Origin of the sequence: Trichodesmium erythraeum IMS101 (assembly GCF_000014265.1) — a bacterium.
GTDB classification, from domain to species: domain Bacteria; phylum Cyanobacteriota; class Cyanobacteriia; order Cyanobacteriales; family Microcoleaceae; genus Trichodesmium; species Trichodesmium erythraeum.
The window spans coordinates 4,065,532-4,092,492 of sequence record NC_008312.1 but is presented as its reverse complement, the minus strand read 5'-3'; the positions used below and the strand labels follow the sequence as shown (position 1 = coordinate 4,092,492).

General features: G+C 34.3%; 13 protein-coding genes. 11 read left to right on the top strand and 2 right to left on the bottom strand.

Annotated elements, in window-relative coordinates:
- The first annotated feature begins 17 nt into the window (after positions 1-17).
- From TERY_RS12630 to TERY_RS12585, 10 genes are all read left to right on the top strand, one after another.
- Positions 18-986: a glutathione S-transferase C-terminal domain-containing protein gene (locus tag TERY_RS12630; protein WP_011612196.1), complete on the top strand. Its 969-nt coding sequence runs from the start codon at positions 18-20 to the stop codon at positions 984-986.
- Between the two features lie 796 nt (positions 987-1,782).
- The gene (locus TERY_RS12625; RefSeq protein ID WP_011612195.1) at positions 1,783-2,757 is read left to right on the top strand and encodes a flippase-like domain-containing protein; all 975 of its coding nucleotides are present in this window, start codon (positions 1,783-1,785) and stop codon (positions 2,755-2,757) included.
- Between the two features lie 439 nt (positions 2,758-3,196).
- A complete protein-coding gene (locus TERY_RS12620) occupies positions 3,197-4,747 on the top strand; it encodes a glycosyltransferase family 39 protein (RefSeq protein WP_011612194.1) in 1,551 nt (516 codons plus the stop codon).
- A gap of 138 nt (positions 4,748-4,885) precedes the next feature.
- Positions 4,886-6,649, top strand: coding sequence for a hypothetical protein (locus TERY_RS12615; RefSeq protein ID WP_011612193.1), 1,764 nt, complete (start codon positions 4,886-4,888; stop codon positions 6,647-6,649).
- 196 nt (positions 6,650-6,845) lie between these two features.
- Positions 6,846-8,381: a DUF6798 domain-containing protein gene (locus tag TERY_RS12610; protein WP_011612192.1), complete on the top strand. Its 1,536-nt coding sequence runs from the start codon at positions 6,846-6,848 to the stop codon at positions 8,379-8,381.
- 89 nt (positions 8,382-8,470) lie between these two features.
- The gene (locus tag TERY_RS12605) at positions 8,471-10,069 is read left to right on the top strand and encodes a glycosyltransferase family 39 protein (RefSeq protein ID WP_011612191.1); all 1,599 of its coding nucleotides are present in this window, start codon (positions 8,471-8,473) and stop codon (positions 10,067-10,069) included.
- A 405-nt stretch (positions 10,070-10,474) separates the two neighbouring features.
- On the top strand, positions 10,475-12,061 hold the full coding sequence (locus TERY_RS12600) for a gamma-glutamyltransferase (RefSeq protein ID WP_011612190.1): 1,587 nt from the start codon (positions 10,475-10,477) through the stop codon (positions 12,059-12,061).
- An 895-nt stretch (positions 12,062-12,956) separates the two neighbouring features.
- Complete coding sequence (locus tag TERY_RS12595) at positions 12,957-18,185, top strand: HEAT repeat domain-containing protein (RefSeq protein WP_011612189.1); 5,229 nt, start codon at positions 12,957-12,959, stop codon at positions 18,183-18,185.
- A 191-nt stretch (positions 18,186-18,376) separates the two neighbouring features.
- Positions 18,377-20,098 (top strand): hypothetical protein, encoded by a 1,722-nt coding sequence (locus tag TERY_RS12590; protein WP_011612188.1) that lies wholly within the window; start codon positions 18,377-18,379, stop codon positions 20,096-20,098.
- A gap of 1,571 nt (positions 20,099-21,669) precedes the next feature.
- Entirely contained in the window at positions 21,670-22,638 is a 969-nt protein-coding gene (locus tag TERY_RS12585) for an SDR family NAD(P)-dependent oxidoreductase (protein WP_011612187.1), read from the top strand.
- A gap of 710 nt (positions 22,639-23,348) precedes the next feature.
- On the opposite strand, the gene TERY_RS12580 is transcribed toward TERY_RS12585, so the two are convergent.
- Together TERY_RS12580 and TERY_RS35050 are read right to left on the bottom strand one after the other, a co-directional pair.
- A complete protein-coding gene (locus TERY_RS12580; RefSeq protein ID WP_011612186.1) occupies positions 23,349-23,558 on the bottom strand; it encodes a hypothetical protein in 210 nt (69 codons plus the stop codon).
- Positions 23,559-25,493: 1,935 nt separating this feature from the next.
- A complete protein-coding gene (locus tag TERY_RS35050) occupies positions 25,494-25,685 on the bottom strand; it encodes a hypothetical protein (protein WP_196797012.1) in 192 nt (63 codons plus the stop codon).
- A gap of 238 nt (positions 25,686-25,923) precedes the next feature.
- Between TERY_RS35050 and TERY_RS12565 the strand changes: the two genes are divergently transcribed.
- Positions 25,924-26,631, top strand: coding sequence for a glucosamine-6-phosphate deaminase (locus TERY_RS12565; protein WP_370495385.1), 708 nt, complete (start codon positions 25,924-25,926; stop codon positions 26,629-26,631).
- Positions 26,632-26,961 lie beyond the last annotated feature (330 nt).

Genomic DNA, 26,961 nt, shown 5'->3' with positions numbered 1-26,961 from the left:
AACGTATTATCAAACAAATGGTTAATAAACGCAGATCACTTCCACCCTCTCTAACAATTAAATTAGGAAAATGGGTTTGGACAACCCTCTGGCAAACAATGATGTCAAAACTTGCTCCAAGAAACAATTCAGGAGAATACATTCGCCCAGTCAGCCTATTTAGACAAACAGTAGGGATACAACCAGAGAATAAATATCAACCAGCTACCAAACGCTACCGCCTATTTGTTGGGCTAGGTTGCCCTTGGGCACACCGAACTATTGTAGTTAGAGCACTGAAAGGTTTGGAAGATGCTATATCAGTAACTATTGCTTCTCCAGCAGGAGATAAAGGCATTTGGGTATTTGAAGAAGAAGAAGAAGGATGCAATACTTTACCAGAATTATATAATTTAGCACAGCCTGGTTACAACGGCCGTGCCACTGTACCTGTGTTGTGGGATGAGCAAACAAAAACTATTGTTAATAATGAAAGTGCAGATATTATTGTTATACTCAATACTGAATTTAATCACTTTGCCAAAAATTCTAATCTTGACCTTTATCCAGAACAACTAAAAGCAAAAATAGACCAGTGGAATGAAAAGATTTATCATACAGTAAATAATGGAGTTTATCGTTGTGGGTTTGCCCAAAGTCAAGAAGCTTATGAAAAAGCTTGCCAAGAATTATTTACTACCTTAGATGAAATTGACAATATGCTTTCTACAAGTCGATATCTTTGTGGTGAGTCAGTAACATTAGCAGATGTACGTTTATTTACTACTTTATTCCGCTTTGATATTGTTTACTATGGATTATTTAAATGTAACTTACGGAGAATTAAAGATTATAAATATTTGAGTGTTTATTTACAAGATTTATATAAACTTCCAGGAATAGCAGAGACTTGCAATTTAGAGGCAGTGAAAAAAGATTATTATGGTAATCTTTTTCCTCTTAACCCAGGAGGTATAATTCCTTTAGGTCCAGATCTAAATAGCTAGGTTTTACTGAAAAAAACAAAGGGGAAAGTTGGCTATCAGAGAGAAAAATTAGGATAACACATCTTGTTGGCTAATAGGCACAAAATTTTTGAGCTTTAACTACTGAAAAATTTGCACTTTTTTCACTACAAAAAAGTACTTACCTTTATTTTTAAATACTTTGATACTTTATCAGCTTAACCCAGGGGGTATAGTTCCTTTGGGTTCAGATATAAATAGCTAGGGTTTACTGAAAAAAAGAAAGGGTAAGTTTGGCTGTCAGAAAAGTTAGGATAACACATCTTATTAGCTAATAGATACTAAATTTTTGAGCTTTAACTACTGAAAAAAAACCGCATTTTTTTTCACAATAAAAAGTACTTATCTTTATTTTTCAATGCTTTGATGCTTCATCAGCAATTCCTAAATTTGAGGTGCAAATATTAGAGATTTCCATAAAAAAGGTAATAGGAAATAGGGAATAGGGAATAGTAATTCGTAATTGATGGATAAGAATTGATTTTGTGTAAGCATTCAGCACTTTAGCAGTCAGTTCGAGTGCTTTTCCTAGGTCATGTTGCGAAAAAAAATCTATGGAAGTAATCAAATACTAAGTCAAGCTGATCATCTTTTCTGTGTCAGAGTTTTAATTCTTCTTAGAGGCTAACTTTTGTTTCTGGCTGATAGGTGATACTGACAGCTAAATGCTTAGGATTTTGTTTTTAATTTGTTCAGGGGTATTTTAATGATAAACTCTTTATAGTGCAGGCATATTGCCTAGCAAGGTTGTACCTAAATGATATAAAAAACATTGTAAATGAAACGACTAATTTCTCTAATTATCAGTTTACTTATTCTGATAGTAATTTACCAAAAAATTAATTTTACTGGACTCATAAAAGTATTTCAAAACTCTCACCATATATGGATGATAATTAGCGTCAGTATGATAATTCCATTGACAATGTTAACTGCTTGGAGATTACAACAGTTAATGCCAAAAAAGGATAAAAAATTATCATCTTATTTAAATTTTGGGGAAGCAAATCAATTAATTTTAGCTGCTAGTGTATTGAATATGATTTTGCCCTCAAAAATGGGAGATATTGCTAAAGCTTATTTTATGAAAAAAAGGGGGAATTTAGAGGGAACTTTATCTTTATCTATAGTGATATTTGAAAAAGCCTGTGATTTAGTTTCTTTACTAATTTGGTGTGTTTTTGGATTAATTGTTTATCCAGAAAAAGACTTATTATTTTGGATAATGACTACTGGAGTTACATCAGGTTTAATTATTTGCCTATTGTTATTATCATCTCGGAAATTTGCCAGAATATTTTTTCACATTGCTCGAAAATTTACGCCTAAAAAAATTAGTTCAAAAATTGATGACTTAGAAAATTCTTGGATAGAAATGCACAAATATTTTTGGCATGACAAACGACAGTTAACAAAAATTGCTGTTACCTCTATATTTATCTGGTTTGGGCATTTATCACAAATCTGGTTTTTTACTTTAGCATTAAATGCTTCAGCACCATTTGTTCAAAGTTTAGCATTATCTTCTCTAGCAATTTTAGCAGGATTATTACCTTTAACTTTTGCTGGAGTTGGTACTCGTGACGCAGCTTTTATTATGTTTTATAAACCTTATTTTTCTCAAGAAGTTGGAGCAGCTTTAGGATTACTTTGTACATCCCGTTATGTATTACCAGCAATTGCTGGTTTACCATTTTTTGGCAAATATTTAATTGAAATGAATAAGATGAAAAGTCTCCAAAAATCTCAATAATACCAAGTTAGACTAAATATCAAAAGTATTGCTATATTTTCTTGATAATAGAGAATATAGTTAGTATTAAAGTTCATAAAAAAATTATCATTAGGCTAGGGAATAGGGTTATTATAAATAAGATAATTTCTGGCTGAATAGTTATAATTAAATCTCGTAAAATAAAAAAAAATTATCAATTAAAATCCGGAATTATATAATATATATTAGCTTAATACCTATAATTATTAAAACATTACTGAACCTTTTTTATAGGAGATTAATTTTGATATTTTATCTAGGGTAATTCTTCTTATTTTTTGCTGGAGTTGAGGATGAAAATTCTTAGATATAAAAAGTTTCAAAATTTAGGTTTAGCAGATTTCAAATTTTTATTTAACAGGCCAATACTACCTTATTTGATTAGGGTAATTTTTCTTATTTTTTGCTGGAGTTGAGGATGAAAATTCTTAGATATAAAAAGTTTCAAAATTTAGGTTTAGCAGATTTCAAATTTTTATTTAACAGGCCAACACTACCTTATTTAATTATTGCTTTTGGGGTAGCTATGAGGTTTATTCAATATTTATCTAATCGTTCTCTCTGGGCAGATGAAGCAGTTTTAGCCTTAAATATTGTCAATCGTTCTTATTTAGAATTAATGCAACCTTTGGATTATGATCAAGGTGCGCCCATAGGTTTTTTAATAGTAGAAAAATTAGCAGTTCAGATATTAGGTAATAATGAGTATTCCCTACGTTTTTTTCCTTTTATCTGTGGTGTTTGCTCGTTGTTTTTATTCTATGAATTAGGCAAAAAATGGAGTTCTAAATCTGCTATTATTATTAGTTTGGCTTTATTTGCTAGCCTACAATATTTAGTGTATTACTCAGCAGAAGTCAAACAATATTCCAGTGATGTAGCGATCGCTCTGCTTTTATATGTACTATTAATACCTTTGCTACAACAAAAATTGCACCGGGTTCAGATAGTTAAATATTCTCTAGTGGGAGTAACTGCTATTTGGTTTTCTCATCCTTCTATCTTTATTTTGGCAAGTTTTGGTAGTAGTGCTTTACTAATTAATTTTTGGCAGAAAGAACTCAGTAAAATCAAACAGTTATTACTCATTTATTCAGCTTGGGTTTTAAGTTTTGCCATCTTTTATTTCCTATCTTTGATAAATTTAACGAGCAATGAAACTTTAACGACTTCTTGGGAGGATGGTTTCCCTACTTCCCCATTGGATATTATTTGGATGCTAGACGCTTTCGGTAAATTTTTCTATAAACCCTTAGGCTTTAGCAAATGGGTTGATGGATTAGCCATTGTCGCTTTTTTAGTAGGTTGTATTTCCTGTTGGTTGAGCAGAAAAAAAATTTTGCTGCTCCTACTTTCTCCATTGTTGATGACTTTTTTAGCATCCTTTTTACATCAATACCCATTTCGGAGTCGTTTGGTTCTATTTCTCACACCATTTGTAATTTTTCTCATAGCAGAAGGCGGAAGTTATATTTTGACAAAATCTAAATTTAGACCAATTAAAATTATAACTATTTTCTTGATTATTTTATTACTCAGACAACCTTTAGTAAAAGCCATTAAATTAATAGAAAAACCTCTCAATTTATCAGAAATAAAACCTGTGTTGAGCTATATCAAAAAAAATCAACAACCAGGAGATATTTTGTATGTCTATCAACGAGGAATATATCAGTTTCAGTATTATGCAGAAAAATATGGTTATCAAGAAGGTGACTATATTATTGGTGTGGATGATTTAGATAAGTTTGATGGTCAAGAATTATCAATTACTGAGATGACAAGATATGAAAAAGACTTAGACAAACTGCGGGGGAATGAAAGAGTATGGTTATTATTTTCTCATACTCATATTCCAGCAGAAAGAAGATTTTTAAACTATTATTTAAATGAAATTGGTCTCAGAATAGATACTTTTGAAAAACCTGGATCTTATGTATATTTATACGACATGAGTTACCGAAATTAGAATCAAGTCTTTCCTTATCTCTATGCATCAAAAATTTTTATCCTGCTGAGATAATTGAATAATTAATCTGTACATGTATGAACAAATACATGTGGTAATTTTAGTCTTTATCAAGAGCAGGAATGAGTAATAAAAATTATGTATATTCAAAAGATTAAACAAATTTTAATCCCATCAAATTATCCAAAAAAATCGTCAACAATATTCTGGCTAATTCTTAGTTTAACCTTCACAACAATCTATAGTTTACTAGTAATTAAAGAAGCTTTTAGAGGAGAATATATAGTACAAGATGATGCCAGACAGCACGTTTTTTGGATGCGCCGTTTTTTAGATCCAGAATTATTTCCCAACGACTTAATTGCCGACTATTTTCAATCTGTTGCACCTTGGGGATATAAAACTTTTTATTGGCTATTTTCTCAAGTAGGAATAGATCCAATATTCCTAAATAAACTCTTACCTTTAGGATTAAGTTTGGTAACTACTTTCTATTGTTTTGGTCTGTGTTTTCAGATATTGCCAATACCTTTTGCAGGTTTTCTTGCCTCAGTATTATTAAGTCAAAATCTTTGGTTTCAAGATGACATCGCTTCCGGCACACCAAGAGCTTTTTTGTATCCTTTATTTTTAGCAGTTTTATACTATTTATTGCGAAAATTATTACTTCCTTTTTTAGTAGCGATCGCTCTCCTCGGATTATTCTATCCACAATATGTTATCGTCACTGGATTAATTTTAATTATCAGAATTTTTAACTGGGAAAAGAGTCAGTTTTATCTGAGCAAAAATCCACAGCATTATCTATTTAGTGGAGTAGGTTTAGGAGTAAGCTTACTAGTAATTTTATTTTATGTTTTAAATTCTAGTAATTATGCACCTATAATTACAGCATCCCAAGCCAAAATTTTGCCAGAATTTGGCGAAGCTGGTAGAAGTGTTTTTTTCTCACAAAATTACTGGGATTTTTTCATCCTTGGCGGTCGTAGTGGTATTCTACCTAAACAATTATTTCTGCCTCATATATTAATAGTTGGATTATTATTACCAATACTTTTGAAAAGCAAAGAAGGGAAAAATAATAATCTTGATCATGGAATAAATTTCCCCAGACAACTTCCCTTGCTAAAACAAATAAGTCCTAATATTAATTTATTATTTCAAATATTGTTAGCTGGCGTCGCTTTATTTGTAATAGCTCATCTTTTATTATTCAAATTACATTTACCAAGTCGTTACACAAATCATAGTTTTCGGATAGTATTAGCCATAGGCACTGCCATTGTTTTATGTATAATTTTAGATAGATTTTTTTACTGGATAAATCAACAGTTATCCTGCCCAAAAAGAAAAATTTTAGGATTAATAATAATTGGGATTTTGGGGATTTTATTAATAAGTAATATGAGCTTATGGAAAAAAATTTCTTACCCTGATTATCAAAAAGGTAAATCCCCAGAAATTTATCAGTTTTTTGCTCAAAAACCAAAAGATATTTTGATTGCTTCTCTGTCAGAAGAGGCAAATTATATTCCTACATTTTCTCAACGTTCCGTATTATTTGCCTGGGAATATGCTATTCCCTATCATCTTAGTTATTACAGTCAAATAAAACAACGAGCTACAGAATTTGTTTGGGCTCAGTATCATTCAGATATTCAGTGGATGAAGAATTTTATTAATACTTATAGAATTGATTTCTTAATCTTAGACCGAGAAGCATTTATGCCAGAATATGTAATAAAAAATCGTTGGTTGAGGCAGTGGTATTATCAAATGGGAAATCAAATTGAAATTAATCTCCAAAATGGAAAGACTCCTGCCATAGTTGACACTATAGATAAATGTTCAGTTTTAGAAACAGAAAAATTATGGGTTTTGGAAGCTAAATGTATTGAATAAGGAAAAAGGAAAAAGGAAGAAGGAAAAGTATAGTAAATAAAGTCTGATGTATGTCAAGCTTTTAACTTTGAGACAATAGAATACTTCAACTGATAATCAATAATTAATTTAGATTTTTTTTCATATTTTTTCTCTATTATTAACTTTTTTATCCATTAATTGTAACTTCTAGATAATGGTATTAGTAACTTAAAAAATGAAGCAAATACTCAAAAAAAAAATTATTATTTTCGTCTGGAAAATTTTTATCTTAGGCTTAATTTTTGGAATTTCCTATACCCAATATCCCCTATATACCTCAAACCAACATACTAAATTTTTACAAGGATTAGCCAAAGCTGGTAATGGTTATTTAAACAAAGATTGGTTAGCCAATACATTAGACCCTCTACCTGCTTTTACTTTTTTAGTGAAAATCACTTCTACCTACTTCCATGAAAATTTTTTCTACTTTTATTACATTCTAATTTTTGGCATCTATATTTATAGTATCCTTGGCATTGCCTCAGTAATTTTTAAAATTAATAGTTCGCGAATAAAGCTCCTAATTTATTTCCTCCTGATCCTGACTATTCACTGTCTAAAAATCCGAATTTTTGACTTTAAAACTCATGTACACCTCCACTATGGTTTAGCAGACCAATACATTCTCGGTGGATATTTTCAACCCTGTACATTTGGAGTATTAATTATCTTTTCTATCTATACCTTTCTAAGAAAAAAACCTTTTTTAGCAGTCTTAGCTTTAGGGATAGCTGCAACTTTTCATCCCACATATCTTCCTAGTACCGCTTTACTGACTTTAGCTTACATGATCACAACTTATAAAAATGAAAAAAATCTCCAAAAATCATTATTAATAGGTACATTTTCATTCATCTTAGTTTTACCAGTAGTCAGTTATATGACTATTACTTTTCAACCTACATCTCCCGAACTTTTTCAAATATCTGAAAGCTTGCTTGTTAATAGAATTCCTCATCATTCCTTCCCCGATATTTGGTTGACTGAACCCGCTGCTCCAACTCAAATTTTAGTAGTAGCGATCGCTCTCTATCTTTTGTACAAAACCAGACTATTTTTTATCTTATTTTTTCCTTTTGCCACCGCAACTATTCTGACAATAACTCAAGTTTTTTCTAGTAGTAATACTTTAGCATTTCTTACCCCATGGCGCATCTCTGCTTTTTTGGTTCCTCTTTCTACTTGTATGATATTGGCTAATATTATTACTATTATTTTTAATAAGTATCATTCTCAAATTCAGCAACACAAAAAAACCATAGAAATTTTCTCTGTCGTAGCAATATATCTGTTCATTCTTTCAGGGCTGGGAATGCAATTAGAAAAATTAACTATTAATCAGAAAGATACACCAATTATTATGGAATATGTCAAAGAAAATAAACAACCAGACGATATTTATTTAGTTCCTATAACTTCAGGTAAATTTGTTAACTTTAGAATTGCCACAGGTGCACCAATTTTAATTAATCTCAAGTCTCATCCCTATAAAGATATAGAAGTTATTGAATGGCACAACAGATTATTAATGGCACAACAATTTTATGATAATTCTGGTATAGCTCAATGTCAGGCTTTACAGAACTTAATTGATAAATATAGAATAAATTATGTCATTATTGAAAATGAAAACTCTCTTAACTGTCTAAAAATAGAAAAAACTTATATGGATAATTTATATCAAATGTATAAAGTAACTGATAAATAACCTCTTGCTTAAAACCACTTTTAACTTCCTTATCTGTGCATCCGTTGGAAAATTATTGTGGTGCATTCCTACTCAAATTTAATTAAAAAATGTTCCAACAAAAACCTTATTTTACTTGGTTAAAAATCTTTATTGCCATCATCCTAATCTTAGGAATATGTTTCAGATTTATCAATATTGACCAGAAAGTTTACTGGTTCGATGAAACAATTACATCCTTAAGAATTGTTAGTTACACCAGGGGAGAACTTGAAGACCTACTCTCAAACGACGGAACTATTACCGTCGAAAAATTACAGAAATATCAAGAAATTAATCCTCAGAAAAACACAATTAATATTATCAGCTCTCTAGCTAAAGATAATCCTGAACACTTACCAATTTATTTTGTACTTTTGAGGTGGTGGGTAAAATTATTCGGTAATTCTGTCACCGTAATTAGAAGTTTTTCAGCCATAACAAGCTTACTCATTTTTCCCTGTACTTATTGGCTATGTCGAGAATTATTTAGCAACTCATTAGTAGGATGGATAGCAATTTCTCTCACAGCAGCTTCCCCAATTTTAGTATTATATTCCCAGGAAGCACGAGCTTATACTCTTTTTTCCCTAGTTATTTTACTATCCAGTATTGCCTTACTTCAAGCAATAAGAATTAATACGAAACGTAGCTGGAAAATTTATATTGCAAGTCTCATTTTTGCTTTATATACTCATCTCTTTTCTGTATTAGTAGCCCTTGGTCATGGATTATATGTAATCCTGATTGAAAAATTTAAACTAACCCAAAAATTAAAAGCTTATTTACTAGCCTCTTTCTGGGGATTTTTAGGATTTTTACCTTGGCTTATATTGATAATTAATCATTTTGAAGGCATTGGTTGGGTCTCCAAAGATTTACCTTTATCCAGTTTGTTCAAAAGATGGTTTATCAATCTTGGTTTTACATTTTTTGATATTCAAATTGGTTCCTCTGAGAGATTATTTGATGTGAAAAAACTAGTTTTTGATAATCATGCTTTGTTACAATTAAATACTATCTGGCCCTATATCTTGGGATTGATTTTAGTATTAGTTATTTACTCTATTTATTTCCTCCTAAAAAATGCACCTCGACGGGTAACTATATTTATCTTAACCTTAATGGCAGTTACCCCAATATGTTTAATAATTCCTGACTTAATATCTGGAGGGCAACGTTCTACTATTCCTCGTTATTTAATTCCAGCTTACCTAGGAATTCAATTATCTGTAGCTTTTTTATTAGGAACAAAATTGACTAACTTTACTAATAAAATCGAACATAAATTTTGGAAAATAGCAACTGTAGCTCTCATTTCTTTGGGTATTATATCTTGTGGTATTAGTTCTCAAGCTGAGACTTGGTGGAATAAATATAGTAGTTATTATGATGGGGAAGTAGCTAGAATAATTAATCAAACAAACAAACCTCTTATTATTAGTAATTATTCCGTAAGATTAGCTACTCTCGGGTATATGTTGAGACCTGATGTGGAAGTTTTATTCATTGAAGAACCGAAAGTTCCTACAGTTCCAAAAGGTTTCACTGATGTATTTGTATTTCGTCCTCCATGGAGTTTAATTTCTGGATTAGAAATACAAGAAAATTCTCGAATGGAGTTAGTTTATAATCCTGGGGAACTTTGGATTTTAAATCAAAGTAAGTAATAAACATAAATAATTTAAGTATTCAGCTGAATGCTAGAAACTAACATAACTTTTTTGATGATTATTACCCCAAGAATGTGTTAATTATTCTTCGGTTGTAGGAAGGTTTCATGGCAAGTTTCTACATAAATATTCAGGTTTCAGTTATCAGCTATCAAAAAGGAAAAAATTAGCCTCCAAGAAAAATTAAAAGTCCGCACAAAAAAGATGATCAGCTAAACTTAGTAACAGGATTTTACAGTCAAAATTCAGTACTCTTTTAATATACTTCTCTGGAAACTAAGTTTTAGCCTATTAAATTTAAATGTTTGAGATGAATTTGCGGAGGGGTCTAATAGAAAAAAATGCATAATTTTTAAATTTAAATGTTTGAGATGAATTTTCAGAGGGGTCTAATAGAAAAAAATGCGTAATTTTCATAAACCCGAAAGATCAGAAGTGTTTTCACAGAATGGAATGATAGCAACTTCTCATCCTCTAGCTGCCAAAATTGGTCTTGATACCATGTCCCATGGAGGGAACGCCATAGATGCTGCCATCAGCGCCGCTTTGATGCTCACCTTATGTGAACCACAAAGTACCGGGCTCTACGGCGATGCCTTTGTCATTTTAAAATCCCAAAAAAGTGATAAACTCATTGGAATAAACGGCTCCGGGAACTCCCCCAAGGCAATATCTAGTGATCTGCTCCTCCAAAAAGGCTTGAATAAAATTCCCATTAACAGCGTGCATTCAATTACACTTCCAGGAGCTGTAGCCTTATTTGAGGAATTAGCTCTTAAATTCAGTAATTTAGGGTTAGCAGAATTATGTAAAGCATCTATTAAATACGCCGAAGAAGGAGTAGTAGTCAGTCCTAGAGTGGCTTTTGACTGGCGCTTAAATAATTTGAAATTTTCTCAAACCACCAAAAAATTCTACTTGGTTGATGGTAAAGTGCCTGAAACTGGGTCAATTTTTAGAGCTCCAAAGCAAGCGGAAGTTTTGAGAAAAATCCAAAAAAATGGCTCAAAAGGGTTTTATCAGTCTGAGGTTACAGAAGATCTTGTTAAGTCTTTACAAAACTTGGGGGGAGTTCACACTTTAGATGATTTTGCTAACGTGACATTTGAATATGTAGAGCCAATTTTCTCCAATTTTCAAGATGGAAGTAAATTATTTGAGCTGCCTCCTAATGGGCAAGGTATAACTGCTATCATGATCCGGAAACTCATGGAAATTTGCAACATTCAAGAACATTCTCCATATTCTGCTAACAGGGTACACTTAGAGGCAGAGATCGCAAAGCTTGCATATACTGCCAGAAATGCTTTTATTGGAGATCCTAAGTTTTCCCAAATTAAAGAACACTTCTTTTTAGACTCAGCTTTTCTGGAAAAAATTGCTCAACAAATATCTCTCAACAAACTAATAGATGGAAGCGGCATCCAATATTTTGATGAAAAACCAAAAGATACCGTTTTAATATCTGCTGCAGATAAAGACGGAAACGCTATCTCTTTAATTTTTTCAAATTTTGATTCGTTTGGTACTGGAAAATGCTCTGAAAAATACGGTCTCATTTTTCATAACCGCGGAGCTAGTTTTGTTCTTGAGAAAAACCATCCTAATGAACTTGAAGGAAATAAAAGACCCTTGCATACTATCATACCTGCTATTTTTAAAGGTAAAAATGACATGATCATGGCTTTTGGGGTTATGGGTGGAGACTACCAACCTTATGGTCATGCTCGCATTCTTAGTAATCTTTTTGACTACAGTATGGACCCGCAGTCAGCAATAAATTTTCCCAGAAGTTTTTTCTTTAACGGGGTTTTAAAACTAGAAGAGGGCTATGACGAAAACGTAGCGGAAGCTTTGACAAGCATAGGTCACAAGATAGTAAGACCCATCGCACCAATAGGAGGGGCTCAGTTGGTCATTTGTGACCCATCGGGAGTCTTAATAGGGGCTTCAGATCCCAGGAAAGATGGTTGTGCTCTTGGAATTTAGGGTTTTCTGATGCACCCGTTAGCATTCGTATAATTAGATAGTTAATTAGGGGTTATAAATTAGGAGGAAAGAGAATTTAGAAAGTTTGCTCGTTGCTCAAGATGAAACATTTTTTTCACAGAATTCAGCGGGCATAACATAATATTATTAAGTATCTTCTTTTTACCCTGCAAGTTAATATTTTAAACTATGTTTTATAACTAGATTTATAACTAGATTTATAACTGCATTTTAAACTACATTTATAACTGCATTTTAAACCATGTTTTATAACTAAAATACTTGATATTTTAAATACTCACTTGTTAATAATTTTTTCATTGCTTCAAAGCTGTTAGAAATCGGATTTATGGGAGATAGATTTTAGGTGGCTGTCTCTAAGAATGTCTCCCCATCCCTGAAGTTAATATGGATTGGTTAAAAAATTCAAAAAATATGTTATTATATAATTTAGAAACACATAAAAACCTCCAACCCTTGGGTTAATGTGGATTTGTTGGAAGCTTTAAATTGAGAAACAGATTTTCTGCTTTTTCTCCATTTCCTATCCCTTGGGGTTTATCATAATTAGCTGAACCCTAGGAGCTAGTGCAATTATTTTTTTGCGCTGGCTCTTTCTTTAATAGGTAATTTACTCAACGCTATAAATGTATTTTAAAGTTAATTAAAATATCCTAATATAACACACTAAAATATCAGGTTATCTCAGTTAATTTTTTGATTTTTTTTATGGTTTATTGTTGACGCGATCGCCACGAGAAAAATAGCTGACTCTCAGCAGGAGGTAAGAAGATAAAATTAGTACTTAACAAACATGGATATAATTCCAGATATTGACCAAATAAAATATTCATATATAATAACAAATAACTAACATATAAAGGATGAAATAATTATGATTGACTGGTTAATTGTTTGGGGAGTGACTCAAGGGGTTGGGTTTGTATTTAAACCTATTCTGGAAGATTTAGCTAAAGATGCTGCTAAAGATTGTATTAAAGACTTCTTTAAAACTAGCTTAGGTAATGTTATTAAAGATTTAACAAATAAAAAACCTTTGCAAGAAGCTATAGGAAAAGCAACTAAAGAATTTTTAGAATTAGCACAGCAAGAATTGGAAGATGCAGATTTAGAGGAAAACCAGCTAAAGAAATATATTCCACCTTTCAAACAATTTCTCAAAAAGAAGTCAGTTCGAGAAACTTTGGGTAGTGCTTTTGATAATAATATAAAAATTGTAGATATTAAGATATTAGCTGATGTTGCCAAGGAAATTATTCCAACTTTGCCACCTGATTTTGACTGGTTAAGAGTGGCAAAAAGATATGGGAAAAAAGTTCAAGCAATTCGGATAAATTCTGATGAATTACGGAAAATATTAGATTCACAAAACCTCGATAAAATAGCAAATCAAAATTATAAAATTACACCAGAATTTGACCTCGAAAAATACCAAGAAGGAATCCAAGAACGATATGGAAATCTCAAATTAGAAAGTTTAGATACTAGTGGTTATACCTATAATGAACTGAAACTCTGGCAGATGTTTATTCCTCAAAATGTTCGGGAATCTCAAGAATTTATGCCTCAATTGTATGAAGTTCCTAAAGAATATCTCCAACAATTAAAAGAGACTGGGCAGTTAGAAATAGAATTTTCTCCAGAACAATTGGAAGCTGACCGACGCAGATATTTAGAACAGCCAGTTCGCTCGGTTTTAGAACTAATAGAAAATACCGAATATAAATATTTAGTTATTCTGGGAGACCCTGGTTCTGGCAAATCTACTTTATTACAATATATCGCTTTAGAATGGGCAGAATTACCTCTAATAGATTTGCCTTCAAAACCAATTCCTCTATTAATTGAACTACAGACTTATGTGAGAAATTATGAGACTAATAAATGCCAAAATTTTCTAGATTTTCTGGAAAAAGGTAGCGGTGTAACTTGCCATTTACCTCAACAAGAACTTTATGCAAAACTACAAAATGGTGATGCTATTGTGATGTTTGATGGGTTGGATGAAGTTTTTGAACCTGCTAAAAGAAAGGAAATAATTACTGATATTCATCGATTTACAAATGACTATAAAAATGTCCGAGTTATTGTTACTTCTAGAGTAATTGGTTATCAGCCACAACAACTCCGGGATGCTGAATTTTATCATTTTATGTTGCAAAATTTAGAGTCAGAACAAATTGATAATTTTATTCAAACTTGGCATGATTTAACTTATCAAGATGAGCGAGAAAAAGAGCGGAAAAGAGAAAAATTGAAACGAGCAATTAATGATTATTCAGCTATTAAGCAATTGTCGGAAAATCCTTTTTTATTAACTATGATGGCTATTTTAAATCGTCATCAAGAATTGCCCAGAGATAGGGCGGAACTTTATAATCAAGCTTCTCTGATTTTATTACAGCAATGGGATATGGAAAGAACATTAGTTGATGCTAAGATTGACCCGATAACTATTGACTATAAAGATAAGCAAGAAATTTTGCGCCGAGTAGCTGATTTTATGCAACAGAATAAAGAAGGTTTGGCTGGTAATTTGATTGATGAAAATAGTTTAAAAAAGATCATTAAAGATTATCTAGAAAGTGTAGATATTAATGATGTGACAACTGTGGCTAGGGCGTTGATAGAACAGTTGCGGGTTCGTAATTTTATTTTGTGTTTTGTTGGGGGTGGATATTATGCTTTTGTGCATCGAACCTTTTTGGAATATTTCTGTGCTTGGAGTTTTGTTTGGCAGTTTAAAGAAACACAAACTTTGGGAAAAGATGGGTTAATAAATGATGTTTTCGGTAACCATTGGCGGGATGAAAAATGGCATGAAGTATTGCGGTTAATTGCTGGGATGATAGATGCTAAGTTTGTGGGAGATATTATTAGTTATTTGATGGAAAAAGATGGGGAAGAGGAAAAGTTTCAGAATTTATTTTTGGCGGGCAAGTGTTTGTTTGAAGTTAGGAGTCTTCAGGGTATTGGTGATGTGAGTTCTCGGTTATTAAATAGGTTAAAAGGTTTGACTGGGCATGACCTTGGTTATTTTTATGAATCTTATGATGAAGATGCAGAGTTAGTTCGTGAAATTCGTACTCAAGCTGTGGAAATAGTGGCTACATCCTGGAGGGATGACTCTTCAACTTATGCTTGGCTTAAAGAAAGGGTTGTGTCTGATGAAAGTTGGTTTGTGCGAACTGAAGCCGTCCGACAAATAGCTACCGGTTGGAAACACGAGCCCGGAATTTTAGAATTACTCAAACAATGGGTTGTGTCTGATGATAGTGAGTCTGTGCGAACTGAAGCCGTCCGACAAATAGCAACTGGTTGGAAACACGAGCCCGGAATTTTAGAATTACTCAAACAATGGGTTGTGTCTGATGAAAATTTGGATGTGCGAACTGAAGCCCTCCGACAAATAGCAACTGGTTGGAAACATGAGCCGGGAATTTTAGAATTACTCAAACAATGGGTTGTGTCTAATGAAAGTTGGCATGTGCGAACTGAAGCCCTCCGACAAATAGCAACTGGTTGGAAACATGAGCCGGGAATTTTAGAATTACTCAAACAATGGGCTGTGTCTGATGATAGTGAGTCTGTGCGACGTGAAGCCGTCGAACAAATAGCAACTGTTTGGAAACACGAGCCCGGAATTTTAGAATTACTCAAACAATGGGTTGTGTCTGATGATAGTGAGTCTGTGCGAACTGAAGCCGTCCGACAAATAGCAACTGGTTGGAAACACGAGCCCGGAATTTTAGAATTACTCAAACAATGGGTTGTGTCTGATGATAGTGAGTCTGTGCGAACTGAAGCCGTCCGACAAATAGCAACTGGTTGGAAACACGAGCCCGGAATTTTAGAATTACTCAAACAAAGGGTTGTGTCTGATGATAGTTGGCAAGTGCGAACTGAAGCCGTCCGACAAATAGCAACTGGTTGGAAACACGAGCCCGGAATTTTAGAATTACTCAAACAATGGGTTGTGTCTGATGATAGTTGGCAAGTGCGAACTGAAGCCCTCCGACAAATAGCAACTGGTTGGAAACACGAGCCCGGAATTTTAGAATTACTCAAACAATGGGTTGTGTCTGATGATAGTGAGTCTGTGCGACGTGAAGCACTCGAACAAATAGCAACTGGTTGGAAACACGAGCCCGGAATTTTAGAATTACTCAAACAAAGGGTTGTGTCTGATGATAGTTGGCAGGTGCGAACTGAAGCCCTCCGACAAATAGCAACTGGTTGGAAACACGAGCCCGGAATTTTAGAATTACTCAAACAAAGGGCTGTGTCTGATGACGACTCGGATGTGCGAACTGAAGCCGTCCGACAAATAGCAACTGGTTGGAAACACGAGCCCGGAATTTTAGAATTACTCAAACAATGGGTTGTGTCTGATGAAAGTTGGTTTGTGCGAACTGAAGCCGTCGGACAAATAGCAACTGGTTGGAAACACGAGCCCGGAATTTTAGAATTACTCAAACAATGGGTTGTGTCTGATGAAAGTTGGTTTGTGCGAACTGAAGCCGTCGGACAAATAGCAACTGGTTGGAAACACGAGCCCGGAATTTTAGAATTACTCAAAGAAAGAGTTGTGTCTGATGATGACTTGAATGTACGAGGTGTAGCCCTCCGACAAATAGCAACTGCTTGGAAACACGAGCCCGGAATTTTAGAATTACTCAAAGAAAGGGTTGTGTCTGATGAAAGTGAGTATGTGCGACGTGAAGCACTCGAACAAATAGCAACTGGTTGGAAACACGAGCCCGGAATTTTAGAATTACTCAAACAATGGGTTGTGTCTAATGAAAATTCGGATGTGCGAACTGAAGCCGTCCGACAAATAGCAACTGGTTGGAAACACGAGCCCGGAATTTTAGAATTACTCAAACAATGGGTTGTGTCTGATGAAAATTTGGATGTGCGACGTGAAGCACTCGAACAAATAGCAACTGGTTGGAAACACGAGCCCAGAATTTTAGAATTACTCAAACAATGGGTTGTGTCTAATGAAAATTCGGATGTGCGACGTGAAGTACTCGAACAAATAGCAACTAGTTGGAAACACGAGCCCGGAATTTTAGAATTACTCAAACAATGGGTTGTGTCTGATGAAAACTTGGATGTGCGAACTGAAGCCCTCCGACAAATAGCAACTAGTTGGAAACACGAGCCCGGAATTTTAGAACTACTCAAACAATGGGTTGTGTCTGATGATAGTGAGTCTGTGCGAACTGAAGCCCTCCGACAAATAGCAACTGCTTGGAAACACGAGCCCGGAATTTTAGAATTACTCAAACAAAGGGTTGTGTCTGATGAAAGTTGGTGGGTGCGAACTGAAGCCGTCCGACAAATAGCAACTGGTTGGAAACACGAGCCCGGAATTTTAGAACTACTCAAACAATGGGTTGTGTCTGATGAAAATTCGGATGTGCGACGTGAAGCCCTCCGACAAATAGCAACTGCTTGGAAACACGAGCCCGGAATTTTAGAATTACTCAAAGAAAGGGTTGTGTCTGATGAAAGTTGGTGGGTGCGAACTGAAGCCCTCCGACAAATAGCAACTGGTTGGAAACACGAGCCCGGAATTTTAGAACTACTCAAACAAAGGGTTGTGTCTGATGAAAGTTGGCAGGTGCGAACTGAAGCCCTCCGACAAATAGTAACTGGTTGGAAACACGAGCCCGGAATTTTAGAATTACTCAAACCAAGGGTTGTGTCTGATGAAAGTGAGTTTGTGCGAACTGAAGCCGTCGAACAAATAGCAACTGTTTGGAAACACGAGCCCGGAATTTTAGAATTACTCAAACAAAGGGTTCTGTCTGATGAAAGTTGGCGGGTGCGAACTGAAGCCGTCGGACAAATAGCAACTGGTTGGAAACACGAGCCCGGAACTTTTGAAATATTTTATGACAACGCCCTCAACGATCCCTTTGAACGTATACATGAAATTCAAGACAACCCTCGACAAACAGCACTAGAAGCAATAGTCAAACAATACCCAGACCATCCCCAAACCATCCCACTATTACAAGACAGAGCCGAAAACGACTCAGACGAACAACTACAGATCTGGGCAAAAAAGATATTACAGCAATATGCAACATAGCCATTCCCACAGTTCTGACACACATTTACGATCGCCCCCAACACCCAATAAAATAGACAAGACCATACCAGAGGGCCCAAACCCAAGCAACCAGTCTTAATATCCAACCTAAAAGATCATGTAAAACCATAACTACTCAAAAAACAGCCCCAACCCCATACCTCCAGCCGCCCACCTCCCCATTTACCAAAATGAACCCAGCCAAAACTTTAACCACATTAACCCCAGTCAAACTCTGGTTTTATCTCAGCCTCACCCTAGCCATAACCTGTGGAATTTTAGGAATAATTCCCGCCCTTAGTCATCAATATATAGTCCAAGACGACGCCCGGTCCCACATCTTTTGGATGGCAAAATTTCTCAACCCCGAACTTTTTCCCAACGACATTATTGCCGACTATTTTCAATCAGTAGCCCCCCAAGGATATACCCACCTTTATAAACTATTTTCCCTCATCAAAATTCCACCCTTATTACTAAATAAAATCCTGCCAATAATATTAGGATTAATCACAACCGCCTACTGTTTCAAAGTAGCAATACAAATATTACCCATCCCACTCGCAGGATTTCTCAGTACATTATTTTTAAATCAAAATCTTTGGCTAAAAGACGACCTCATCTCCGGCACCCCCAGAGCATTTTTCTATCCCTTATTCCTAGGATTTCTCCATTACTTCCTCAAAAAATCCTCCCTAGGAATAATCATAACAATTACCCTTCTAGGATTATTTTATCCCCAAGGAGTTTTCCTCAGTGCCGCCCTCCTAACCTTAGACTTTCTCCACCTCCCAAACCAACAAAAACTCACCATATTAACCATAGGTTTAACCACAGCATTCCTCATACTTTTACCCTACGCTTTAAACACCTCCGAATATAGCCCAATCATTACATTAACCCAAGCCAAAAAACTACCAGAATTTTTCCCCGGTGGTAGAGCATCCTTCTTTTCAAACAACAACTTTGACTTTTGGTTAACAGGCGATCGCTCCGGCATTATTCCTCCAGAATGGCTATCCCAATCTTTTCTTCCCCCCCAAGTTTGGGCAGGATTATTATTATTCATTTTCTTAAGCTTCAACAAAAAAAATATAACCCAAAAAATCACCAACAAAATAATCCTTTTACCAGAATTAGCCTTAGCATCAACCGGAATATTTATAGCCGCCCACCTATTATTATTTCGACTACATCATCCCAGTCGTTACAGTCAACATAGCCTCAGAATAATCATGGCTTTAGCAGGAGGAATAGCCTTCACATTAATCATAGAATTAATCAGAAAAAAGCTCCATCTCCTCAACAATTCATCCAAAAACCAACCACTCCAAAAAATAAGAGCTATCTCCATATCTACATCTATATATATAGTATTAACCTTAATTATTATATATCCAGCCCTAACCAACAACTTTCCCGTAACCAATTATGTAGTCGGAAAAGCACCCCAACTTTATGAATATTTAGCCCAACAACCCTCAGATATTCGCATCGCCTCCTTAGCATTAGAAGCTAATAATATTCCCACATTTGCCAAACGTTCAATATTAGTAAGTTCCGAATATGCTTTACCTTATCACCAAGGATATTATAATCAAATCAAACAACGAGCCAAAGATTTAATCCAAGCCCAATATAGTCCGAACCTAGAAGAAGTCAAAAAAATTATCCACAAATATAAAATTGACTTTTGGTTATTAGATTCTCAAGCATTAACCTTAGAATATGTCAGAAAAAACCATCGTCTTCAACAATTAAATTATACCGCCGCCAACCTAGTTAAAAGTCAGATGGAAAATGGCATAACTCCCACCTTATTAAATGTGCCAGAAAAATGTCGAGTTCTAGATATTCATAACTTAGTTTTACTAGAAGCAAAATGTATTTTAGGAGTAACTTCTAGTAATTAACTTATCAAGGAAGCTCAGTCAGGAGAGGAAGCGAGAAAAAATAATTTTGCAGATCAATTACTGCCTTTAGCTAATAGCTGAAGATTCAAAATTTACAGCAATTTTTATCTTAGTAGACCGAAGTAGGGAAGTTGCATATAAAGTCACTACAAGATTTTAGTTATAGGGATGTAATTTATCAATTTCAAAAGCGCCCTAATGCCTACAAAAAAAAATAAATTACTAAATTGAGGTAATTATCTTTTTTCTTTCAAACCTTTAACTCTTCTGAAAAGCTAATTCCTCCTGATAGCTAACAGCTAAATGCTTATCTCTTAACCCCCTAAATTTTCTGACTCCTAAAAAAATTGCTGTAATTATTGAGCAAAAAAAAATAGCCGGAAAAAGGAAGTTATCTTGGCAAACGAGATTTTTTTTGATATTATAAAAGTATGGTGGGGTGAACTCGCATATACTTATGACTTTTTAATCAACGCAAAAAAAACGACCCCGATTATCCCAAGAATCAATTAACCTTAGTTAACCTTGAGAAAAACGAAATTCCCAAAGAAATTCCCTTGGCAAACGAGATTTTTTTTGATATTATAAAAGCAAGGTGGGGTTAACTCGCTTATACTCATGACTTTTTAATCAACGCAAAAAAAAACGACCCCAATTATCCCAAGAATCAATTAACCTTAGTTAACCTTGAGAAAAACGAAATTCCCAAAGAAATTCCCTTGGCAAACGAGATTTTTTTTGATATTATAAAAGTAAGGTTGCGTTAACTCGCTTATACTCATGACTTTTTAATCAACGCAAAAAATAAATACGAATATCAGCCCAAGTCTACCCCTAAAAAACGAGCAGTTATAGGCGTAGATATTGACATAAACGTTCTAGGGACTTGTAGTGATGGAAGCAAACTTGCAAACGTCAAAGCCCACAAACAAGCAAAAAAACGACAAGCTCATTAGCAACCTTTTACCAACCTTCCCTTCCGTTCCGTTCCGTTCCGTTCCGTTCCGTGAAAACATAGAAAAAGCACAAAAAAAAATAGCTGATATGAGACAACATCGTTACCTAAAAACCACAGCACCATTGTAATTGAAAACTTAAACGTCAGTAGAATGCTCAAAAATCATAAACTCGCCAGTGCAATAGCAGAATGTAGTTTTTATAAGTTTAAACATCAGCCATCATATAAATGTGATAATTTTAGTAAAACAGTTGACCTATATTATTGTAAACAGAACCAAGACCAAAGTTAGCATCTGCCTCATATTTTCGGTCTTGAACTTTTCTGGAAATAGCTAAAACTTATTCAAGTGACCTTAACTATGACTGTACTTTAATACTGTACCTTAATAGCGATCGCCTATTACAGCTAATAAACCACATCATCACAACCCAAACCTTCTAGACACCCTCCATGGAACATCACTACAGTAGTCTCCTGAAATAAAAACCGCTGTAACCGAAAAAACACCTTATATTTTGCCAAATTTAGATTCACCTAAAATACCTGATAAATTTAATCAAAGCATTGTTTTTCGCTAAACTATACTTAGCCAACTATTAAACAAGCAACTATGACAAACCTAAAAAATAAAGTAGCATTAGTTACAGGAGCAACCAGAGGCATAGGCAAAGGCATCGCAATAGCTCTAGGTGAAGCCAGCGCCACTGTATATATTACAGGACGTAGCCTCAAAAAACCTTATATCAACGATAGCATTTCCGGTACCCTTGAAGAAACCCAAGTAGCCGTTGAAAAAGCCGGCGGTAAGTGTATTGCCATTCAAGTAGATCATACCGATGACGAACAAGTCCGTTTACTATTTGAGCGCATCAAAAACGAACAACAGGGACAACTAGATATATTAATTAACAACGCCTTTTCAGGAGCAGGAGCCCTCAAAGATGCCTACAGTCAGCCATTCTGGAAATCTGAACCTCATCTTTGGGATAGTGTGAACAACGTAGGTCTTCGCAGTCACTATATTAGCAGCGTATTTGCTGCCAGAATGATGGCTCCTCGTGGGGGCGGAATCATTTTTACTATCTCCTCCTGGGGCGGAATGTCCTATCTATTTGGTGCCACCTATGGTGCCGGGAAAGCAGCAAAGGATCGTTTAGCTGCAGACATGGCAGTAGAATTAAAACCAGATAATATTGCTTCCATATCTATTTGGCCAGGAATTGTCAGCACCGAGCGTATAATTAACTTAACCCATCAGTCAGATAATAGCAATATTTTAGATACATTTGGTGATACAAAAAATTGGGAAACCCCTTTCTTTATAGGCAGAGTCATTGCAACCCTTGCAACCAAAGCAAATATTATGGACCAGACAGGAAAAGTCTGCATTGTTGCTGAAGTTGCTAAAAAATATAATATAATAGATGAGAATGGTAACTGTCCGATATCTATACGTTCTCTTCGTTTTTTGCTTCCTATTACTGTTCCTGCCCTCAGAAAATATGCATGGTTAATACCAAACATCAAAGTTCCTTGGTTTTTATTACTATGGGGAAAGCTAGCATCACCTCAAATTTAAACTCCCATTCAATTTTTTTTCAGGACTTACCCAGAAACACCATGTTTAGTAGCTTGCTGGCATTCACCTTCTACAAATACCGTATTATCGACGAGTTTAGGTAAGCCCTATTTTTTATAGCGCTTTTCAAATTGATGAACTACATCGCCATAACCAAAACCTTGTAGAGACCTTGTATATAGGAATTTTGCATAACAAAAATGCGTTTCATGTCCCGTAGCAAAACATACCCACTGTAGTTTACCAACAGGAAAACTGCTGTAACCAAATAGGTTGATATCCTCCCGACGCTGCTCTGATAAAACAGCGCGGGTCTTCTGCCAACATTTAAATAAAAAGGAATAGGAAGTCAGGAATAGAAAATATTTTCAACATAAATGAAACCTTATATTTAGAAAAAAGTGTTATCAGCTATTCAACCGCCAGACCCAGACAAAATCTAATTGTTGCTGCTAACATAGCAATAACCAGAGAATAATGGAATACTCCCCGAAATAATTTTGAAATATATATTTCTCAAGTAGCTTTCAATGAAACAGCTAAAGGCGATCCAAAAATAGCTCAAAATAGAATACAGTTAATCAAAAACCTTACCTCACTTATTTCCAATGAAACTATCACAGACTTAGCCCAGAACCTATTGATCCCCTCCCACCGAGGAGATAGGGATGAGTTATGCTTTTATGAATTTAACCATCAGCTATCATATATTATTTCTTTTTTGATTTTAACCTAGCAGTAATAATCCAAATTTGCCGGGACGGTTCAAACTCCATCTCACTCAAAACATAACGACTCCTAGTAACATTCCACAAATCTCTCAGAATAGCCTCTCGGCCATCTACCCGAATGACACTTTCAGGTTTAATCTCAATAGCATTCTCCTCTGCATTTTCCCAGACCAACCCATCCACTCGCACTTCAAAACGTCAGCTCTCCCCTATGTCTTTATCCCCTGTTCCAGGAATAACTATTATCCCATCAGAGGTTGGATACTAAAAATCACTCCTATGGTTAGACTATATGGGGTTAATATTAGTAATATTTTATTTTTTACTACTTTTATCTCTTTTGATCATTATACATCGAGAATTAATACTTACTAATGCACCAGTTTAGCGATCGCCATTTTTTAGTATCACCTTGGCCCAAATCAGCAAAGATACTGGAATCGGTTTTAAAATTAATTTTTATTTTTTAATTTTATTTGTCCCCAATAGACTAGGGTTAGCGATCGCTGATGTCATATATTTTACTACTATTATTCTACTACTATAGTCAGACAAGCAACCAGAAAAATAATTGTAATTTGAGTTATCTTCAGAATGCATCAGATATAAATATGAATTATTGCGAGAAAAACCTTAAATTATTTCTGAAAAAAACAGTAGAAATCTGAAAAAAACAGTAGAAATTTAACCACCAAACCCAAGCTAAATAAATTCTGAAAACAAACAAGTTTAGTATCCCAACCCAGGGCAAAAACTGAGATTTAAACACCAAACCCCACAAGAAAATATTACCATCTATTTAGGAATACTTCAATATGTGCAATCACATTATGATATAAGCATTCAAAATTCAGTATTTAGCTATCAGCTAGAAAAAGAAATTAACCTCCAAAAATAATTAAAATTTCTCCAGAAAAAATACAATTAACTCAACCGAGTAATTGATCAACTTTATAGATATTTTGTAAGCATTCAGTATTCAGCTATAAAAAGGAACTACCATCAAAAAAAATATTAAAAAAAAGTACAACAGGAAAAAGATAATCAGCTCAACTTAGTAATTTATTACCTTTATAAAATTTTTACCCATCATTAACTAAGAAAAGCCGAGAGCTAACTGCTAATAACTAAATGCTTATATTATGGTTTAAAAAAACAAAATATAAGTAAAATAAAATCATAAAAAATCAAAACAAATAGAAAATTTTAGCAGAATTACTAATTTATTAACCGTATTAGGAGTCGGCTTATATTTTATATGTTAGATTTATTATTGGGCTTAATTCAGTTATTTTAAACTAGAAGTAACTACCCTATATTTGCTCGTAGAATCATTTTCAATAGTACCAAAACAAGTATTTTTTGGAAACTTAGGAAGTAAAAAAAAATCGCCTTTTTCAGAATAATATGGATAGCGATCGCCTCCTTTTCCTGAAAAACATAGAAAAAAAACATAAAAATTTTCAGGCAAAAACACACAAAATTCTAAAATAATGGCATTTAAAATAATTAAAATTAACTCTAAAAAATCAAACCTATAAAACAACCAATTACCTACAATAATCTCTTTATTTTTAAAAAATTAACTACCAAAATACAAAAAATAATTAATTAAATAAATCATCATCACCTTCTGTTTATTAACAACCCTATTTTTCCTCGGTAAAACTCAAATAAATCTGGATGCCATACGAGACTCCCGTAGAAAAACATCACGCTTACCAGTAGTCACCTTAATAGCCGCAGAAAACTAATTACCATTAGGTAGAAAAATCAACAAAAATAAATTAATAGACGACCCTAAGATTAACAAATTTCGTATTATCGGAAACATAAAATTATACGAAGAATTACTCCTACAAGATTACAATAACAAAAGCGACCCCCAGCTTTCCCAAAATTATCTGGCGACTACAATTTGAGACAGACGGCCAATATTATATTTTCCCATCCCTGCCACCAGAAGCCCCATCAAATGCTAGCCCTCCAGTCCTAGTCATTCAGCAAAGCGATCGCGGAAAACATGTAATTATTCTCCGATCCAAAGCACCATCATTACCTTAGTCAAATTATGCCATTCATTAAAAACTTTTCACTCTCCCAGTCCTCAAAGACCTAAGTCCGTTATCCGAACATCCCTCTCCCACTCCATCCTCTTCCCCTTCTGGGATAAGTGAAAGTTAAGAGAAAAAGATTAAGAGGAGTTTGTAGTAAGTCTCCTACTTCTGAAAAAGACAAAAAAGACCAAACCCAAATTAGACTTAAGCTACCCTGATCAAGATGCACTTCACCATAACAGTGCATTCTTGTTTTCATACTAGGTATAAAAATTGATCATCATACAACAAACATCCTTATAGTTAACCATTACCATGAAGATATTCTCAAACCCTAAACTCAAACTTATCCAAAGCAATAACTTAAAAAAATGGCCTTTCGGTCCTACTAACTTATGACTTCTAACTTCAGGAATAATACACCCAAACTATATAGACCAATAAAAACTTTCTCAGTTGACGCTCTATCTGTTAGAATATATCACCAAGAACTAGAAATGGCTAAAGACGCTGCCTTAAGCGTCCTTGAATATTTGCAAAACTTGATTACTAGACACCGAAAAGCAAATGTTATTCTAGCAACCGGAAATTCACAAATTATGTTTCTTAGAGCCTTAACTACTTTAGGTGGTATAGACTGGTCTCAAGTAACTTTATTTCATTTAGATGAATATCTAGGAATTTCCGCAGATCATCCTGCCAGTTTTCGTTACTATCTCCAGGAAAAAGTAGAAAAATTTATTACTCCTCGTCAATTTCATTATATCCAAGGGGATACAAATGAACCCTTAGAAGAATGCGATCGCTACACTCAACTATTATCCGCTCAACCCATCGATCTAGTTCTTCTAGGCATAGGAGACAATGGACACTTAGCCTTTAACGACCCCTCCGTAGCAAATTTTAACGATCCTCAAACAATTAAATTAGTCAAACTTGACTTAACCTCCCGTCAACAACAAGTAAATCAAGGCCATTTTCCTCATCTTGATGCAGTTCCCCAATACGCATTTACAGTAACCATTCCAGCAATTTGTTCCGCAAAAAAAATCTTCTGCCTCGCACCAGAAAAACGAAAAGCAGAAGTCATCAGAAATATTTTGTATAATCCTATAAGTACAATATATCCTGCTTCTATTTTGCGACAAAAATCTCAGGCAACATTATTTTTAGATACTAATTCCGCTAGCCTCATTTCTAAATAAAGGAAGAAAAAAAACTTTCGATCATGATCAAACCTTTGCTGCACCCACATCATGATCAAATCTTTGTTGCACCCACATCTTGCCAGGGACAATTTTGCCTCATACTCAATAAAATCCTGTGAGTACCAAATTTAGTAGTACTCAGTATAAAAAAAGATAGAAACCAGGTTAGTATTAAATACCCCAACTAACTAGCATCAACCTCACTCAAATCAGCCCCTTCTTACCATAGCAGTCAGCATTTAGGGGGAAAAATATTTTTCAATACCATATTTAGCCACAGAAAACTCACTTCAGTGGTTACTTGTAACTTTTGAGTTGTCCGTAGCG

What these genes read in the sequence shown, in the direction of transcription:
- TERY_RS12630 (WP_011612196.1), top strand. Translation starts at nt 18, where the DNA reads ATGGTTAATAAACGCAGATCACTTCCACCCTCTCTAACAATTAAATTA.
- TERY_RS12625 (WP_011612195.1), top strand. Translation starts at nt 1,783, where the DNA reads ATGAAACGACTAATTTCTCTAATTATCAGTTTACTTATTCTGATAGTA.
- TERY_RS12620 (WP_011612194.1), top strand. Translation starts at nt 3,197, where the DNA reads ATGAAAATTCTTAGATATAAAAAGTTTCAAAATTTAGGTTTAGCAGAT.
- TERY_RS12615 (WP_011612193.1), top strand. Translation starts at nt 4,886, where the DNA reads ATGTATATTCAAAAGATTAAACAAATTTTAATCCCATCAAATTATCCA.
- TERY_RS12610 (WP_011612192.1), top strand. Translation starts at nt 6,846, where the DNA reads ATGAAGCAAATACTCAAAAAAAAAATTATTATTTTCGTCTGGAAAATT.
- TERY_RS12605 (WP_011612191.1), top strand. Translation starts at nt 8,471, where the DNA reads ATGTTCCAACAAAAACCTTATTTTACTTGGTTAAAAATCTTTATTGCC.
- TERY_RS12600 (WP_011612190.1), top strand. Translation starts at nt 10,475, where the DNA reads ATGCGTAATTTTCATAAACCCGAAAGATCAGAAGTGTTTTCACAGAAT.
- TERY_RS12595 (WP_011612189.1), top strand. Translation starts at nt 12,957, where the DNA reads ATGATTGACTGGTTAATTGTTTGGGGAGTGACTCAAGGGGTTGGGTTT.
- TERY_RS12590 (WP_011612188.1), top strand. Translation starts at nt 18,377, where the DNA reads ATGAACCCAGCCAAAACTTTAACCACATTAACCCCAGTCAAACTCTGG.
- TERY_RS12585 (WP_011612187.1), top strand. Translation starts at nt 21,670, where the DNA reads ATGACAAACCTAAAAAATAAAGTAGCATTAGTTACAGGAGCAACCAGA.
- TERY_RS35050 (WP_196797012.1), bottom strand. Translation starts at nt 25,685, where the DNA reads ATGAAAACAAGAATGCACTGTTATGGTGAAGTGCATCTTGATCAGGGT.
- TERY_RS12565 (WP_370495385.1), top strand. Translation starts at nt 25,924, where the DNA reads ATGGCTAAAGACGCTGCCTTAAGCGTCCTTGAATATTTGCAAAACTTG.